Here is a 15,373-nt window from a genome sequence, read left to right on the forward strand (position 1 = left end):
CCAGTCGTCCTTGTCCGGGTGCCCGGAGGTTGACTGTCTGAGCAGAATATTCAATCCCTGAATGCGATGATGCACAACTGCCATTACGCTCAGGAGGAGGGGCGTTTTGTGCCAGAACAGTGTCTTTTCGAACCACTGACAAGCCTGCCAAGTAATCTGGCGGATCAGAAGTTGAAAAATGGCAATTGTGCCGTGCAGCTGACCGTAGAAAACCGTCAACTAAGGTGAAGAAGGGACGCGGATTACCGGGCGGTAATCCGCGAAAAAATTAATGCGGCATGGACCACGATTGCAGTGTGTAACCTTCCTCGCTCAGCTCGGCGCGGGCTTGTTCCAGCAAGTGTGCAAGTTGCTCCGGATCGGAATAGGCACTGCTGGGGATTTGTTTGCGGCTGATGCGAGTGTTAGTGCGATCAATGATGGCCAGGCTGAGCTCGCCATTACCGTCTTGTGGAGCCCAGGCCACGCATTGAAAGGGTTGGAATGCGCGGTCGGCAATCAAAAGAGCTTCGTTGATACGGAGCGGGGCGTTCATGGGATCTTCTCTCTGTATGCCCAATCAAGTGATGTGCCGTCGGTTGGGCTTACCGTTCGGCTGGTTACTTGTACTGATGTCCGCAACCGGGGGTTGGGTCACACACAATCAAAAGAAATTTCAACTTTCTTTGATTCGCCTGCGATTCAGGCAGTTGCTGAAAGCTGAATGAAAGGTTCAATTCGTTAGGCAACTCATTAAATGACTTTTTATAACTAATAAGCCAACGTCCCTATAAGCAATCGATACAAGCACGCGTCAAATTCTTGCTAGTGTTACAACGAAGCCCGCCAAATGACTGTTTTTAATAATATTTCCTAAAATTTGGCGCCAAGGAACAGTCATGATCGAAGCGCCTGCTTTACGACGTCTTTTAGTAGTGGATCCTTGCGACGACTGCCACCGTTTGTTACCGGGTTTACGCGCTGCTGGTTGGGATGTTGATAGCTGTACCCTGGGAAGCGCCGCCGAACGAACCTGCGACGTGGGCCTGTTGCGCTTGCAGCCCTTTCATCTGGAGCGCCCCGAAGCCGTCAAGGAAGTGATCACCCGCAGCGGTACTGAGTGGATCGCCGTGCTCGATCAGGATGTTTTGCGAATGCAGAACGTCGGAGATTTCGTCTGCGAATGGTTTTTCGACTTCCATACCTTGCCGTTCGACGTCTCACGGGTTCAAGTCACCCTGGGCCGAGCGTTCGGCATGGCACGCCTGCGCGGTCAGGGCACGGTGCATATCGATCAGCCTGAACACGAGTTGCTTGGCGACAGTAAACCGATTCGTGAACTGCGCAAATTGCTGAGCAAACTGGCGCCCACCGAATCGCCGGTGCTGATCCGAGGCGAAAGCGGCACCGGCAAGGAACTGGTCGCCCGTACCCTGCATCAACAATCCCAGCGTCACAGCAAGCCATTCGTGGCGATTAACTGCGGCGCGATTCCCGAACACTTGATCCAGTCCGAATTGTTTGGTCACGAGAAGGGGGCTTTTACCGGCGCCCATCAGCGCAAGATCGGGCGGATAGAAGCGGCCAATGGTGGAACTCTGTTTCTCGATGAAATAGGCGATCTGCCTCTGGAGTTGCAAGCCAATCTGCTGCGTTTCCTGCAGGAAAAACACATCGAACGGGTAGGTGGCCATCAGCCTATTCCGGTGGATGTGCGGGTACTGGCGGCGACGCACGTCGACCTTGAAGAGGCCATCGAAAAGAAGCGCTTTCGCGAAGATTTGTACTACCGCTTGAACGTCTTGCAAGTGGTTACCGTGCCGTTGCGTGAACGCCATGGCGATCTATTGATGCTGGCCAACCATTTTTCCCATTTCTACAGCAGTGAAACCGGCCGTCGTCCGCGCAGCTTCAGCGAAGATGCGTTGGTTGCCATGGGCAAGCACGATTGGCCGGGCAATGTCCGCGAGCTGGCCAACCGGGTACGCCGCGGCCTGGTGTTGGCCGAAGGACGGCAGATCGAGGCGCGAGATCTGGGGCTGCTTAGTCAACACGCCTTTGTCACGCCGATGGGCACCCTTGAAGACTACAAGACCCGCGCCGAACGCCAGGCACTGTGCGATGTGCTGAACCGGCACAGCGACAACCTGAGTGTCGCCGCCCGAGTCCTGGGTGTGTCGCGGCCGACTTTTTACCGATTGCTGCACAAGCACCAGATCCGCTAGGGCGGTGCAACAAAAAAGGCCCGCTGCGACATCCATCGCAGCGGGCCTTTTCCATTGGGGTGAAGCGATCAGAAGTAGTACGGGAATTTCAGGCTGAAGGAAAAGTCCGGCGCATCGTCCGTTATACCGATGGACAGGTTGGGAACGATGGTCAGATTGTCGGAGGCCGCGATGGTCATGCCGACGTTGAAGTAACCGGCGTTGGCATCACTGGACACCACAGACTCCCAATCCCCGCCATCCTGCTTGAGCTTGCTTTTGCGTTGCACCAGGTCAGACATCGAGAACGACATACTCATTTTTTCGTTCAGCGCAAACGCGATCCCCGCGCCAATCTGGAAACTGTCGCCGATCCTCACCTTGCCCGGGACTTTCTGATTGACGGTGGCGCTGATGTCGTCGAAGGATTCTTCGAAGTTGTGGGTATAGGACAGGCTTCCGAACAGAACCGCCGGATCGTAAGTCTTGACCAGCGAGATACCGGGGCTGATCGACCAGACGCCGTTGCCGGTCGGCAAGGTGTCAGGCACGAACAGGTTGGTATTGGCGTCGGTCTGGCGCAGCTTGATGCCGAACGGGTCCTTGCCGGTCGGCGCCTTGACCCGGAAGGTGAACACGGCATCCGGGGTGTTGACCGATTCGTCCATGAATTTGTAGGCGATCCCGAAGTTGACATCGCCGAGCGTCGGATCCCGGGTGACGGTTTCTTCGCTGGTCACCCCCGCGGCACCGTTGTTGGCGCCACCGGACTGATACGTTGATTCGCGGTACACCACCGGCACGTTCAGGTCGAATTGCCAGCGATTGTCGAAGTTGTAGCGCCCGGTGAGGTCCAGCGTCCAGGTGTCAGCCTTGATCCGATCCAGGTTGATGTTGCCCAGAAAGATCGAGTCCAGTGCGAGGAAACCGTTGAGGATCAACTGGCGGCTGTCGTAACGCGAATAGGTCAGTCCGGTTTCGAGGCTGAATTTGCCGCCGCCGAAGAATCCGCTGGCCTCGTCATACAGGTTGGAAACACTCTGTGCCGGTTGAGAGTCATCAGCCAGCGATTGTCCATAGGAACTGCCGCTGCCCGCAGCGCCTCCTGAAGCAGCGGCCGCTCCCGTCCCCGACGCTACTTGCTGGTTGCCTTTCATGTCGGCTGGCGACTTGGCCAGACGTTTAGGCGGTGCCGCCGCCGGTTGTTCCTCCACTTGACGGACTCGTTGTTCGAGTACTGCCAAAGCCTTTTGCTGTACTTCGTATCGTTGCTTGAGCTCCATGAGTTGTTGCTTCAAAGCTTCCACGTCCGCATCGGACGCTGCTTGCAGCAGCGCCGACGGGAACAAAGTGCTCAGACAAACGATCGCGCGCAGTGGTACTGACCGATACATGATAAGTCGTCCCCCATGAAGCCCGATGATCGAACATCAGCGTAGTTCAATATCCCAGGCTGCGTAGTGCATTGAGTTGACTCAGATTGCAGTTGACTGCTCCGGCATTTCGGCCATTGTTATTCAGCACCACATTAAGCTGCGTCAGGTTATTGACCCTGTTGCTGTTGCCCAGAAGCCGGGTGTTCTGCACCAGCCCCCCCTGAGCCACTTGTTGCATGGCGGTGCCTTGGTTATTGCTGGCCTGGATGGCCATTTGCACGCCACCACCGGTGGCCGCCACTGCGACGCTACCGGCGGCATTGCTGTCGGTAATGGTTTGCCCGCTGGTCAGCACCTGCCCTTGGGCGGGGCTCGGCGCCGGTGCTTGGTTGGCCTCCTGGACGTTGATCGCGACATTGTTGTAGGCGCTATTACCGTCACCGGCGGCGCGCACAGTTTGAGTGACACCTTGGGTGGTGGTCAGTCCTGCTCCACCGATCACATTCCCGGTGCCCAATGACGGCGTACTGCCGTTACCGGTTTCTTTAATGGTCGACACGTAAAATTGCGGTTTTACGGTGGCGGCCTGGATCTGCATGGACGTCGCCACCCCGATCAGGTCGCCACTGGCATTGCGCCAGGTGCTGCTCATGACAATGCCGAAGCTGATGATCCGCCCTGGCATGACATAACGACCGCGTAGCTCGGCGAGCTCCTGGTCCTTGAGTTCGATGGGTTTGAATCCTGCATTGGCATAGCCCGATGCGCTTGCTGCCAGGCAAGCGGCGGCCAGCCAGTATGAGGTTTTCATCTGCTGCTCCCGGGGCATCCGGCCCTCTCTATCATCAGTGGGCGATTAGAAGAAGTCGCTCTGTATGAAGCCAAAGTCCATCAATTCGGCATCTTTGACCGGGTTGAACGTATCCAGCTTGTTCTTGGCCGTCAGCGGTTCCGGTGGACTGCGCAATGCATTGGTTTTGTCGTAACCGGGACCCACGATTGCGAAGACAATGCCGTTCCAGCCTTTGGCAAAGTCATCATGGGAATAGCGTTTGTGCCCTAGCACCGGGTCGCCGATATAGACCCAGTTCTTGTCCGCCCGCTGCATCACCACGAAATGCTTGTAGCCGCGAATTTCCATCAGCACCACCACCGGAATGGTCACCGCTTCGAGTTTCTCGGACGGTATCCGGTAGCCACGCGCGCGCATGCCGATCGCTTCTATGTAGCGCTTCATGTCCAGCATGGAAAAACCTTGAGTACGGACAAGGCTCTGATCAGCGTTGACCAGCATGCCTTTGATGATGTGTTCCTCATCGACATCGAGCCAGTATGCCTGGCGCAACACCGTAGCCAGTGCAGCAGCGCCGCAGCTGAAGTCGGTTTTTTGTTCGACGATGTCGCTGAACTTGCGCTCACGCACGCTTTGCACCTGCTTGTAAACCAGCGTGCCGCCCGGCAAGGCGGCCACCGGCATCTGCGCCGCCTGAGTCAGGCCGCACAGGCACAGCAGGGCGAAACAGGCTGTCGTACGCATGATCGATACGCCTTTGGTGAACCGTGGAAAGAAAGCCCCGTTGCCGGGGCTTTCATTTCGATCGCGATTACATGCAGGCTCTGCAGCCAGCAGCAATGGACAGAGAGTTGCTTTGTTGGTTGCCCACACCCGCCGACACGTTGGCACCTCCGTTGCCGGAGAAGCTGTTCATCGAGTTGGTCATGGAGGCGTTGTTCACAACAGGGTTTTTCCAGCCGTCTGGAGTCAGCACTTGATGGGTGGTGACGCCAGCCAGATCGAAGGTGCCCACAGCGCTGAATTTGAACTTGTCATCGCCTCTGTGACCCCAGCCACTGTCGTCGATCGTCCCGGTGCCTTTGGCCTTGAAGGTGCCCGAGGACGTGGTGGTATCGGTGAGGGTGGTGGTGACGTGGGTCCGGTCAGCCTTGTTGTCGACATCCAGGCCGGTGGTCGATTGGTAAGCGTCAGCCGAGGCTGTTGCTACCCGTCCGCCAGACACGGCAATCGCCAGGTTGTTTTTCTGTTGGTTGAAGTTGCCGGCAGTCACGTTGATACCAATGTTGCCGGAGCCGTTATTGCCAGCGTTGTTGAGCGTGGCGTTGTTTTGAGTAGAGCGGTTTTTGACGTAGTTATTGGTGTTGTACTGATACGCGGTGGAGGTTGCCTCGGCAGAACCGAAGATGAAACTTTCATCAGCGGTAGCCAGCGCGGCGGCGTTGTCTTGTTGGTTGCCGTCGCCACCCGCGACGTTGGCGCCCATGTTGCCGTTGGAGCCATTGAGCGAGTTGTCAGCCTCGGCGGTGTTGTTGGTGCCTTGGTTGAGTACCGAGTTGCCGCTGCTGTCCTGTGTATCCCCTACATAGGCGCTGGCGGCGGAGTCGATTGACAGTTGCTGTTCCCAGGTTGGGCCTTTGGGGCCGTGATGATGGTGGCCGTGACCACCGTCGTGATCGTTATCGTTGGCTTGCGCAGCCATCGCCATGACGGCTGCCAGGGCGAAGACGAGAGGCTTGAGAGCCATTGTGGGTTTCATGGTGTTTCTCCGTGCTTATTAGTTGGTTAAGTGTTGGTTACTTTCTAATCGCACTGCGTTCGGGTCAGTCAGCGACCCGTATGCTCAGGGTGTTAGCCATTCGGTTCCCCACCCCGGCACTCTGGTTCACCTGAATCACTCCTCGGCTGCCGGTGAAGGCCTGGTCGCTTGTCACGACCTGGCGACTGCCTTTTGAAGCGTCAGTTGCCCCTGAGCTTGGTAGCAACGCCACGTTCTGTTGAGAAAGGGCGCTATCGTCGACGCTTTGCGGCGCAGCACTGATGCTGATGCGCATTGCGTTGGCCATCTGGTTGTTGGCCCCGGCGCCCTGGTTGACACCCAGTGCACCGTTGCCTTGACTGAAAGAGTTGCCGCCGATGGTGGCCGTCGCGTTCATCGACGGATTGGCGGGGTTGTCGAGTTTCTGGATGACGCGAGTGGTCGCCGAGGCATCGGTGCCGATGGCGATAGCGCGTGTGTTGGCCTGTTGTTGTTGATCGCCGGAGGCCTGGTTGACGTTGAAGTTGCCTTTGTACCGGGCGCCGGAATCCAGGATGCTGGCGGTGTTGACCACCGGAACGCTGGAGTCGGCCATGGCGACTGGATTCACACTGGCACTGGCGAGCAAGGCGAGCAGGATCAGGGAGCGGCTCATGTCATTGACCTCCCGCCAGCCTGCCCAACGGCGCGAGGCCGGAGCTCATGGCATGGTTAATCGTTCCCGAAATCGCGCCACCGCTGCCGCCGCCGTGACCGGCGCTCATGCCGGGCATGCCATTGGGATTGGTCACGACATTGAGGCTGCCGGGTATGTTGCCGTTCTGGTTGATGCTGTTGCTGATGGATGAGCCGCTGGCCACGCTGGCGAACTCACCATCGCTCAACTCGGTGTTGCTGAGTGTCGTGTTGACACGATCCGAAGGGTTGGCGTTGACCGTGGTCGGGTAGGGGTCTTTCTGAAACGGCGGCCTGCCGACGGTGTGGGGCTGTACATCACGAGTGAGTACGATGACGCCATTGCCTTCAGCTTGAACGTCAAAACTGAGTACCGAGATGGCGGTACATCCGAGCAGCAACAAGCGCGTAAAGCCTTTATGAAAAGTCCCCACGACGGCGATTCCTTCTGTTGTGCGCTGGCCCTAAACAGCGTTGTGAAGGTGATAGCTAAAGCCGTGCCGGTTTTTGATTTTTGTTTTGATTCAATGGGTTATCGATCAAGGTAAATGGATCCTTGATTGAGCTGTTTCAGGCCTGAGACAAAAGCGGGGGGCTATAACGGGGAAAAGGAGGCGCAACGCTCTGGATCCATAGCTTGCGTTGTGATGTATCAGCGCTTTAACACATGCCATGACAGAACGATGAATGACGCTGAAACGGGGTTGTTGAGCGCAAAGGCATGTTTCACAAACGGACGTATTTGCAAGAATATCGCAACAAATGTTGGGGATGGGCTGCTACAGCCGGATTCAGGTCAGCGTTCGAGCAGCAGAGTGACGGCCTGCAATGCCTGGGCACGGCGTTCGGCCCAGTCGCCCTGGATCACTTGTAAGGGCTGCCGATATTGTTCCAGCCACGTTTGAGTCGCGTTGAAAAAAGCCCGGCGTTGATCCAGCTGCGGCTGACAGCGCTGGCCATCATCGGTCCAGTCGACAAGTTCAGGCGACAGCAGCAAGTGCAAGTCGTAATGTCGGGCCAGCAGTGCCTGTTCGAGCCAGGCCGGGCAGGCGTCAAACAGGGTCTGACTCCAAAGCATGTTGCTCAGCAAGTGCGTGTCGAGAATCAGCAGCGGGGGCTGAAGGGCGCGGGCGTCATCTTCCCATTGCAGCTGACCGCGGGCGATCTCGGGAATATCGGCCAGGCAGGTGTCTCGCGCCTCCTGCTCAATGAACCAGCGCACGTATTCGCCCACCAGAACGCCGCCGAACTGCTGTTGCAGCTCAGCGGCCAGCCAACTCTTGCCACTGGATTCGGGCCCCGTGAGCACCAGCACTTTCATGTGCGTAACGCCGGGTCGGCACGCCACGTCCGCCAGCCTTGCACGGCCAGCAGGGCAAATACCCCATAGAGGCCTGCGGTCAGGTACAGCTCTTTGTAGATAAACAGGCCGACGAAGATCACATCCAGCGCAATCCACAGCGGCCAGCATTGCAGGCGTTTTTGCGCCATCCATAACTGCGCGACCAGGCTGAAACCGGTCAGTGCGGCATCGAGCCAGGGCTGGGCGGCATCGGTCCAGTGAGCCATCGCGGCTCCAAGCAGCAGGCTGCCGACCGCACCCACGGCCAGACCGAGCGCGACGGATTTGCCATCGAGCACGCTGACATGCCGCCCGTCATGCGTCACGCCCGCGCGAGTCCACTGCCTCCAGCCGTAAAGCTGCAACGCGGCGTAGATCACTTGCAGCAACATGTCCGAATACAGCTTCACCTCGAAAAAGATCCAGCTATACAGCAGCACCATGACCAGACCGACCGGCCAGCACCAGGGGTTCTGTTTGACCGTCAGCCAGACGGCAATCACACCGAGGGCGGCGGCAAACAGTTCAAGCCCGGACATGGAGGTTCCTTGGTGAAGACGAGTAGGGGGGGCGGATTGTAGCGGCAGGCGCTGCCAAGTAGAAACGGCTTGCACGGTCCGGTGTAGCAGCTGCCGAGCCTGCGAGGCTGCGTTCGGCGGCGAAGCCGTCGTGAAATCAGGCGACGCGGTGTTCCAGATGACCGCGTGCTCAGAAATTACGACGGTTTCGCCCGAATGCGGCCCACACCGAACGCAGCCTCGCAGGCTCGGCAGCTGCTACAAGTGATCAGACCCGAAACTGCTTGAGCAACCCGTTCAACTGTTCGCTCAATTCCTTGAGATGAACACTGGCCACGCTCGACTGCTCGGCCGCCAATGCCGTGCTGTGGGACAACCCGGCGGCCTGGGTGACGTTCTGATTGATGTCTTCCACCACATGCGCCTGCTGCAAGGTTGCACTGGCAATCGAGGCATTCAAGCCGTTGAGGTTGCGCAAGGCCTGGCCGATGGCATTCAGACTGGCACCGGCCAGACCGGCCTGCTCGATGGTCAGTTGCGAGGCGCGGCTGCTGTCGCCAATGACCTTGACCGCCGCTTCGGAATGGCTTTGCAGGCGTTCGATCATCGACTGGATTTCTGCCGTCGACTTCTGGGTGCGCTGGGCCAGCAGGCGCACTTCATCGGCGACCACCGCAAACCCTCGACCTTGCTCACCGGCCCGGGCGGCTTCGATGGCGGCGTTGAGGGCCAGCAGGTTGGTTTGCTCGGCGATGGAGCGAATCACTTCCAGGACACTGCCGATTTGCGTGCTTTCGTCGGCCAGCGTACGAATCACTTCTACCGCTTGATCGATGGTCGAAGACAGCTTGTCGATCTGCTGCAGGCTGCCATCAATATTGATCTGTCCCTGCTGCGCCTGAGATTCGGCATCGCGCATTTCACTGGCCGCGTGTTCGGCGTTTTTCGCCACATCCTGCACGCCGTAGGTCACTTCGTTGATCGCGGTCGCCACCAGTTCCATTTGCTGGGACTGCTGCTGGCTGCGTTGCTGGGCTTGCGCAGCGTCGTTGCCCAGTTCATTGGAAGACTGTCCCAGCGCGCCGGCGGATACTTGCAACTGACTGATCACCATGCGCAGCTTGGCGGTAAAGGCGTTGAAGTGCCGGGCCAGTTGCGTGACTTCGTCCTGGCCGTGGGTATCGAGGCTGCGGGTCAGGTCGCTTTCACCACTGGCGATATTGGCCATGGCATCCACGGTTTCCTGCAATGGGCGCACGATGCTGCGAGCAATCATGATCACCAGCAGTGCCATGATCAGGGCAATCACCAGACCGACGAAAGACGCCTTCCAGACCTGCGCATTAAACTCGGCCTGCATGTCATCGATGTACACGCCGGAGCCGATCACCCACCCCCAGGGCTCAAACAGTTTGACGTAGGAGGTTTTTTCCACCGGTGCACTGGCGCCCGGTTTCGGCCAGCGATAGTCGACCATGCCGGCGCCTTTCGCCTTGGCGATGGCGACCATTTCGTTGAACAGCGCAAAACCGTCCGGGTCGCGGATCGTCGAGAGGTTCTGGCCTTCGAGTTTCGGGTTGGTCGGATGCATGACCATCACGGGCGTCAGATCGTTGATCCAGAAATAGTCATTCTGGTCGTAGCGCAAACCACGCACGGCGGTCAGCGCCTGCTGTTGCGCGGCGGCGCGGGTGAGGGTGCCGGCGGTCTCCAGGTCGTGGTAGTAAGTCAGGATACCGCTGGCGGTCTGCACCACATGCTGGGTCTTCTGGGCTTTGGCGTGATAAAGGTCGTCGTGAATCTGCTTGAGCATCAGTACGCCCAACGTCAACAGCATCACCACGGCCACGATCAAGATAAGCCACAAGCGTCGGCTGATCGACACACTGCGCAAGCTGTTCATAACGCTGTTACTCCGTTTTCTTGTTCTTGTCATAAACGATCGCCAGCATCCAACCACACTGTGCCGATCGGAGCCTATACGACTCAGGTCCTATTACACGGCAGCGCAAATGAGGCTTGTCTGATAGGATTTCGGCCCCGCGCGGAAAAACCTGAGTCCAAGTCGATTTTTCACGGAATTTTTACGGTTTTGTGTGGATCTTGTGCGCGCGGGGTTTCAGCGCACGCTGATCGCGAATAACGCTCTACAAATTATTAACGGGGCATGCCTGGGGGCATGGCTTCTTGGGGGAACGATGGATCTTTGGACAGCCTTTCAGGCATTGATTTTAGGCGTTATAGAAGGGCTGACCGAGTTCTTGCCCATCTCCAGTACCGGGCACCAGATCATTGTGGCGGACTTGCTCAATTTCGGCGGTGAACGAGCGATGGCCTTCAACATCATCATTCAGCTCGGCGCGATCCTGGCGGTGGTCTGGGAGTTCCGTCGCAAGATCCTCGACGTGATCATCGGTTTGCCGACGCAACCCAGCGCTCGACGTTTTACCGCGAACCTGTTGATCGCCTTCCTGCCGGCGGTGGTATTGGGGGTGATTTTTGCCGACCTGATCCACAAGTACCTGTTCAACCCGATCACCGTGGCCAGCGCATTGGTCGTGGGCGGGATCATCATGTTGTGGGCTGAGCGCCGGCAGCATGTCGTGCATGCCGAAAGCGTCGATGACATCACCTGGAAAGAAGCCCTGAAAGTCGGTTTCGCCCAGTGCCTGGCGATGATCCCGGGAACCTCGCGTTCCGGTTCGACGATCATCGGCGGTTTGCTGTTCGGGTTGTCGCGCAAGACGGCCACTGAGTTTTCGTTTTTCCTCGCCATGCCAACCATGGTCGGCGCGGCAGTGTACTCGGGCTATAAATACCGCCACCTGTTTGTACCGGCTGATTTCCCGGTGTTCGCCATCGGCTTTGTCACTGCGTTTATCTTTGCAATGATCGCTGTCCGGGGCCTGCTCAAGTTCATCGCCAGCCACAGCTACGCGGCGTTCGCCTGGTACCGCATCGTGTTCGGCCTGGTGATCCTGGCGACCTGGCAGTTCGGTTGGGTCGACTGGACCGCGGCCAAGCCATGAGCGACGCCGCCGCACGCAACAACCCCGGGCGCAAGTCCGGGGGAGCGATTCAAAACCTGCGGTTGAAATTGCTGGTGTTCGTTGCGCTGTGCGCAGTGCCGTTGTTTGGCTCGGTGTCGCTGTGGCTGCGCGGGCTGTCGGTGATTCCCCTGGCCGCCTATGGCGTCGTCAGCGTGCTGGCGTTTTTCCTGTACTGGGGCGACAAGTACAAGGCCCGCGCCGACAGCTGGCGTACGCCGGAGAACGTCTTGCACGCAGTGGAACTGGCGGGCGGTTGGCCGGGTGCCTTGCTGGCCCAGCAAGTGTTTCGGCACAAGACCCGCAAGGTTTCGTTTCAACTGGTGTTCTGGCTCATCGTGCTGATGCATCAGGTGTTCTGGATCGACCAGTTGTTTTTGGGTGCCCAGCTGTTCGCGCTGTTCGCGCTGTTCTAAAGCTGTTTTAAAGCAGTAAGCCGATCTGCGTGCGCTTGGGCAACTTGCTCACCACCAGTTGGTGGGAACGTTGCAGCAAGCCTTGCAGCTCCTCGGTGCCCAGCGGGTAGGGCGTTTCCATGATGATCCACTGCGCCCGGGCCAGATATGGCGCCGGGTGTATACCCGGTCGGTCGCAATGACCGAGGAACAGGTCCTTGTCGACCTTGAAAGCCAGGGACTGGCCCCGCAGGTTCTGCAAGGCGAACATCTTGTTCCCGGCAATCGAAAACACCCTCACACCCCCCCACTTGTAATCCTCCCGCGCGCCGGGCAGCGCCAGGCAGAATTGCGCGACATCCTCTTCGCTCATTGGTCTTGCCTTCATAACAGTCGGTCCCCACAGGCATTGAATGATTCGATCAAATGGTCGATCCAGGCGCGTACCGCCGGCATTACCCCGCGCCGATGAGGGTAGACCGCTTGCAGCCAACCGCCCGGCAATGACCAGTCGGGCAGCAGTTGCACCAGTGAGCCGTTTTCCAGTTCCTGCTCGCAGTACATCATCGGCAACACGGTGAAACCCAGCCCGGACAGGGTACATGCCTTACGCACGAGAAAATCGTCGATGCCCAATCGAGCTTCGAATGTCATTTCACAGGCCTTGCCCTGCTGGTCGAGCATCCGCAGATGCACTAGCCGATCGGCTTCCAGTGCGCCCAATATCGGCACGTTTTTCAAGTCGTCCGGGGTCTTGATCTGCCGCTCGCGAAGAAACGCCGGGCTGGCGACCATGACAGTCTGCGCCTGACGTAAGCGGCGGGTGACCAGCAGTGGGTCTTCATCTCCCAGTTCCCGCACTCTCAAGGCGACATCGACGCCTTCGGTCACCAGGTCAACCCGGCGATTGAGCAGCAGCATCTCCAGCTGAACCTGCGGGAATTTCTCAAGGAACTTGCTGATCACCGACGGGAACATATCGTGGGCCAACCCCACCGGGCAGGAAACCCGCAGTCGGCCGCGGGGTTCGCTGGACATGCTGGCCACTGCTTCGTCGGCCATCTCGGCTTCCAGCAGCATCGCCTGACAGTGCCGCAAGTAGCGCTCGCCCACGGCGGTCAGGTTGAGTTGGCGGGTGGTGCGTTGCAGCAGGCGCGCGCCAAGGCGTTCTTCCAGTTCGGCGATGCGTCGTGATAGCCGGGACTTGGGAATCCCGAGCAAACGCCCGGCCGCTGCGAAGCCGCCGGCGTCGACCACCTTGGCGAAGTAGTAGAGGTCGTTGAGATCTTGCATGATTTAAATCCAACTGTCCTATCAGTGGGACGAACTATCGCATTATTGCCGGCTAATCAGCTATTGGTTTCGTCGGTAGGATTGTCTCCATCAGATCGCCGGGTGGCGATCCTCACCTTGGAGATCCCACATGAAATTACTGCATATCGATTCGAGCATTCTGGGTGACAACTCGGCTTCCCGTCAGTTGAGCGGCGAAGTCGTCAAGGCCTGGCAAGCCGCCGAGCCTGGCGTCGTGGTGACTTATCGCGACCTGGCCGCCGATGCCATCAGCCATTTCTCCGCCAGCACGTTGGTCGCCGCCGGCACCGCCGCCGAACTGCGTAACGCCGCGCAACAGCATGAAGCCGATTTGAGTGCGCAGGCCCTGACAGAATTCCTCGCCGCCGATGCCGTCGTGATTGCAGCGCCGATGTACAACTTCACTATCCCGACCCAACTCAAGGCCTGGATCGACCGCATCGCCGTAGCCGGCCAGACTTTCCGCTACACCGAAGCCGGTCCTGAAGGCCTGTGCGGCGGCAAGAAAGTGGTGATCGTTTCGACGGCTGGCGGTTTGCACGCTGGCCAACCGACTGGCACTGCTCACGAAGAGTACTTGAAGGTGATGTTCGGCTTCCTCGGTATCACCGACATCGAGTTCGTCCGCGCCCATGGCCTGGCCTACGGTGATGAAGTACGCAGCAAAGCCATGAGCGAGGCTCAGGCGCAAATCAGCGAACAATTGTTCGCCGCCGCGTAAGGCTTGCGTAAAGACGTCAAACGGCGCAGGCAATACCCCTGAAACTCTGTATTCTGGTCATCATGATGGCCAGATGCGGAGTTTTTTGTTTCTGGCGGCGATCAGTTTCTGGCCCAGGTTATGCAGTCGAGGGTTAATATCTGCGGTCAGGTAATAAGGTGGGGCATCCCATGGTGCGTCTTTGTGCAACATTACTGATTTGCCTGTTCGGCAGCCTGAATTCAGTGCACGCCGCGCCTGCGCCGTATCCTCACTGGAGCGTCGGCTTCCATGAGATGACGTTCCTCGATCCGCTGGACTTGCAGCCGATGCGCGCCATCGCCTTTTATCCATCCAGTGAGAGGGAACATTCCAGCAAGCTCGAGGGTTACACGGTCGAAGCCGGTGAAGACACCAAAGTCGCCATCGGACGCTTCCCGATGTTGATGCTGTCCCATGGCAATACCGGAACCCCGCTGGCCCTGCACGATCTGGCCACCTCATTGGCGCGCAAAGGGTTTGTGGTGGTGGCGGTGATCCATCCCGGCGACAACTCCAAAGACCACAGCCGCCTCGGCACCTTGAGCAATCTTTACGGGCGGCCGATCCAGATTTCCGAAGCCATTACCGCGACCTTGGGCGACCGTATGCTTGCGCCCTTCGTCAATGCCGATCAGGTCGGGGTGATCGGTTATTCGGCAGGCGGCGAGACCGCGTTGATCCTGTCCGGCGCTACCCCGGACCTGGACCGTCTGCGCCGTTATTGCCATGAGCGTCCGGACGACCACGATGCCTGCAACACCCAGGGCGAGCTGATCGTCGACCGCGATGACTTGCAGCCAGTGCCAGATCCGCGAGTACATGCCTTGTTGCTAATGGCGCCGCTGAGTCTGAAGTTCGGTCGCCAGACCCTGGCCGACGTGCATGTGCCGGTGCTTCTATACAGCGGCGATGGCGACAAACTGGTGGCGTTCGACAAAAATGCCGCAGCCCTGGCGCGCAAGCTGCCAACCGCACCGGACTTCAAATTGCTGGCCGGGGCAGGGCACTTCGTGTTCCTGGCACCGTGCAACGAAGAACAAATCGCCGCCATGCCGGCGCTGTGCACCGATGCGGATGGCGTCGACCGCAAGGATATTCACCGCAATCTGATCTCCGAAGCCGGACGTTTCTTTTCCCATGCTCTGGGCAAACCCACCCGCGCCGGCATGCAAACCGCCGATCAATAAATTACCTGGAACCCCTGTGGGAGCGGGCTTGCTCGCGAAGAG

At 58.5% G+C, this 15,373-nt stretch carries 17 protein-coding genes; 5 read left to right on the top strand and 12 right to left on the bottom strand.

Annotation, left to right across the window (positions count from 1 at the left end; genetic code table 11):
- Positions 1-268: 268 nt before the first annotated feature.
- The gene (locus tag AC30D7_RS03880; protein ID WP_007937803.1) at positions 269-535 is read right to left on the bottom strand and encodes a hypothetical protein; all 267 of its coding nucleotides are present in this window, start codon (positions 533-535) and stop codon (positions 269-271) included.
- Positions 536-878: 343 nt separating this feature from the next.
- On the opposite strand from AC30D7_RS03880, the gene AC30D7_RS03885 reads away from it, so the two are divergent.
- The gene (locus AC30D7_RS03885; RefSeq protein WP_490133126.1) at positions 879-2,204 is read left to right on the top strand and encodes a sigma-54 dependent transcriptional regulator; all 1,326 of its coding nucleotides are present in this window, start codon (positions 879-881) and stop codon (positions 2,202-2,204) included.
- Positions 2,205-2,272: 68 nt separating this feature from the next.
- Here the strand turns inward: AC30D7_RS03885 and fapF are convergent, their stop codons facing one another.
- The 9 genes from fapF to AC30D7_RS03930 all read right to left on the bottom strand — a co-directional run bounded on the left by fapF (position 2,273) and on the right by AC30D7_RS03930 (position 10,549).
- The gene (gene fapF, locus AC30D7_RS03890; RefSeq protein WP_490133127.1) at positions 2,273-3,577 is read right to left on the bottom strand and encodes a fibril amyloid transporter FapF; all 1,305 of its coding nucleotides are present in this window, start codon (positions 3,575-3,577) and stop codon (positions 2,273-2,275) included.
- 46 nt (positions 3,578-3,623) lie between these two features.
- Entirely contained in the window at positions 3,624-4,370 is a 747-nt protein-coding gene (fapE, locus tag AC30D7_RS03895) for a fibril amyloid subunit FapE (protein WP_490133128.1), read from the bottom strand.
- Between the two features lie 45 nt (positions 4,371-4,415).
- Positions 4,416-5,096 (bottom strand): fibril amyloid maturation endopeptidase FapD, encoded by a 681-nt coding sequence (fapD, locus tag AC30D7_RS03900; protein WP_490133129.1) that lies wholly within the window; start codon positions 5,094-5,096, stop codon positions 4,416-4,418.
- Positions 5,097-5,163: 67 nt separating this feature from the next.
- Complete coding sequence (fapC, locus tag AC30D7_RS03905) at positions 5,164-6,111, bottom strand: amyloid-like fimbrin subunit FapC (protein WP_028940514.1); 948 nt, start codon at positions 6,109-6,111, stop codon at positions 5,164-5,166.
- A 64-nt stretch (positions 6,112-6,175) separates the two neighbouring features.
- Entirely contained in the window at positions 6,176-6,766 is a 591-nt protein-coding gene (gene fapB / locus AC30D7_RS03910) for a fibril amyloid subunit FapB (protein WP_490133130.1), read from the bottom strand.
- A 1-nt stretch (position 6,767) separates the two neighbouring features.
- On the bottom strand, positions 6,768-7,220 hold the full coding sequence (fapA, locus tag AC30D7_RS03915; protein ID WP_490133131.1) for a functional amyloid chaperone FapA: 453 nt from the start codon (positions 7,218-7,220) through the stop codon (positions 6,768-6,770).
- Positions 7,221-7,582: 362 nt separating this feature from the next.
- The gene (locus tag AC30D7_RS03920) at positions 7,583-8,107 is read right to left on the bottom strand and encodes an AAA family ATPase (RefSeq protein ID WP_490133132.1); all 525 of its coding nucleotides are present in this window, start codon (positions 8,105-8,107) and stop codon (positions 7,583-7,585) included.
- Positions 8,104-8,667, bottom strand: coding sequence for a nicotinamide riboside transporter PnuC (pnuC, locus tag AC30D7_RS03925; RefSeq protein ID WP_490133133.1), 564 nt, complete (start codon positions 8,665-8,667; stop codon positions 8,104-8,106). The genes AC30D7_RS03920 and pnuC overlap by 4 nt, the downstream gene beginning before the upstream one ends.
- Before the next feature lie 247 nt (positions 8,668-8,914).
- Positions 8,915-10,549: a methyl-accepting chemotaxis protein gene (locus tag AC30D7_RS03930; protein ID WP_490133134.1), complete on the bottom strand. Its 1,635-nt coding sequence runs from the start codon at positions 10,547-10,549 to the stop codon at positions 8,915-8,917.
- Between the two features lie 295 nt (positions 10,550-10,844).
- Here AC30D7_RS03930 and AC30D7_RS03935 point away from each other — a divergent pair, with 295 nt between their 5' ends.
- Complete coding sequence (locus AC30D7_RS03935) at positions 10,845-11,675, top strand: undecaprenyl-diphosphate phosphatase (RefSeq protein WP_019579207.1); 831 nt, start codon at positions 10,845-10,847, stop codon at positions 11,673-11,675.
- The gene (locus AC30D7_RS03940; protein ID WP_490133135.1) at positions 11,672-12,109 is read left to right on the top strand and encodes a DUF1294 domain-containing protein; all 438 of its coding nucleotides are present in this window, start codon (positions 11,672-11,674) and stop codon (positions 12,107-12,109) included. Before AC30D7_RS03935 ends, AC30D7_RS03940 begins: the two co-directional genes overlap by 4 nt.
- 7 nt (positions 12,110-12,116) lie before the next feature.
- Here the strand turns inward: AC30D7_RS03940 and AC30D7_RS03945 are convergent, their stop codons facing one another.
- Complete coding sequence (locus AC30D7_RS03945) at positions 12,117-12,476, bottom strand: MmcQ/YjbR family DNA-binding protein (protein ID WP_490133136.1); 360 nt, start codon at positions 12,474-12,476, stop codon at positions 12,117-12,119.
- Entirely contained in the window at positions 12,473-13,381 is a 909-nt protein-coding gene (locus AC30D7_RS03950; RefSeq protein ID WP_019649947.1) for a LysR substrate-binding domain-containing protein, read from the bottom strand. Before AC30D7_RS03950 ends, AC30D7_RS03945 begins: the two co-directional genes overlap by 4 nt.
- A 130-nt stretch (positions 13,382-13,511) precedes the next feature.
- Here AC30D7_RS03950 and AC30D7_RS03955 point away from each other — a divergent pair, with 130 nt between their 5' ends.
- Positions 13,512-14,123: an FMN-dependent NADH-azoreductase gene (locus AC30D7_RS03955; protein ID WP_490133137.1), complete on the top strand. Its 612-nt coding sequence runs from the start codon at positions 13,512-13,514 to the stop codon at positions 14,121-14,123.
- Between the two features lie 170 nt (positions 14,124-14,293).
- Positions 14,294-15,331, top strand: coding sequence for an alpha/beta hydrolase family protein (locus AC30D7_RS03960; protein WP_490133138.1), 1,038 nt, complete (start codon positions 14,294-14,296; stop codon positions 15,329-15,331).
- Positions 15,332-15,373 lie beyond the last annotated feature (42 nt).

This window comes from Pseudomonas sp. DF5 (assembly GCF_058148225.1).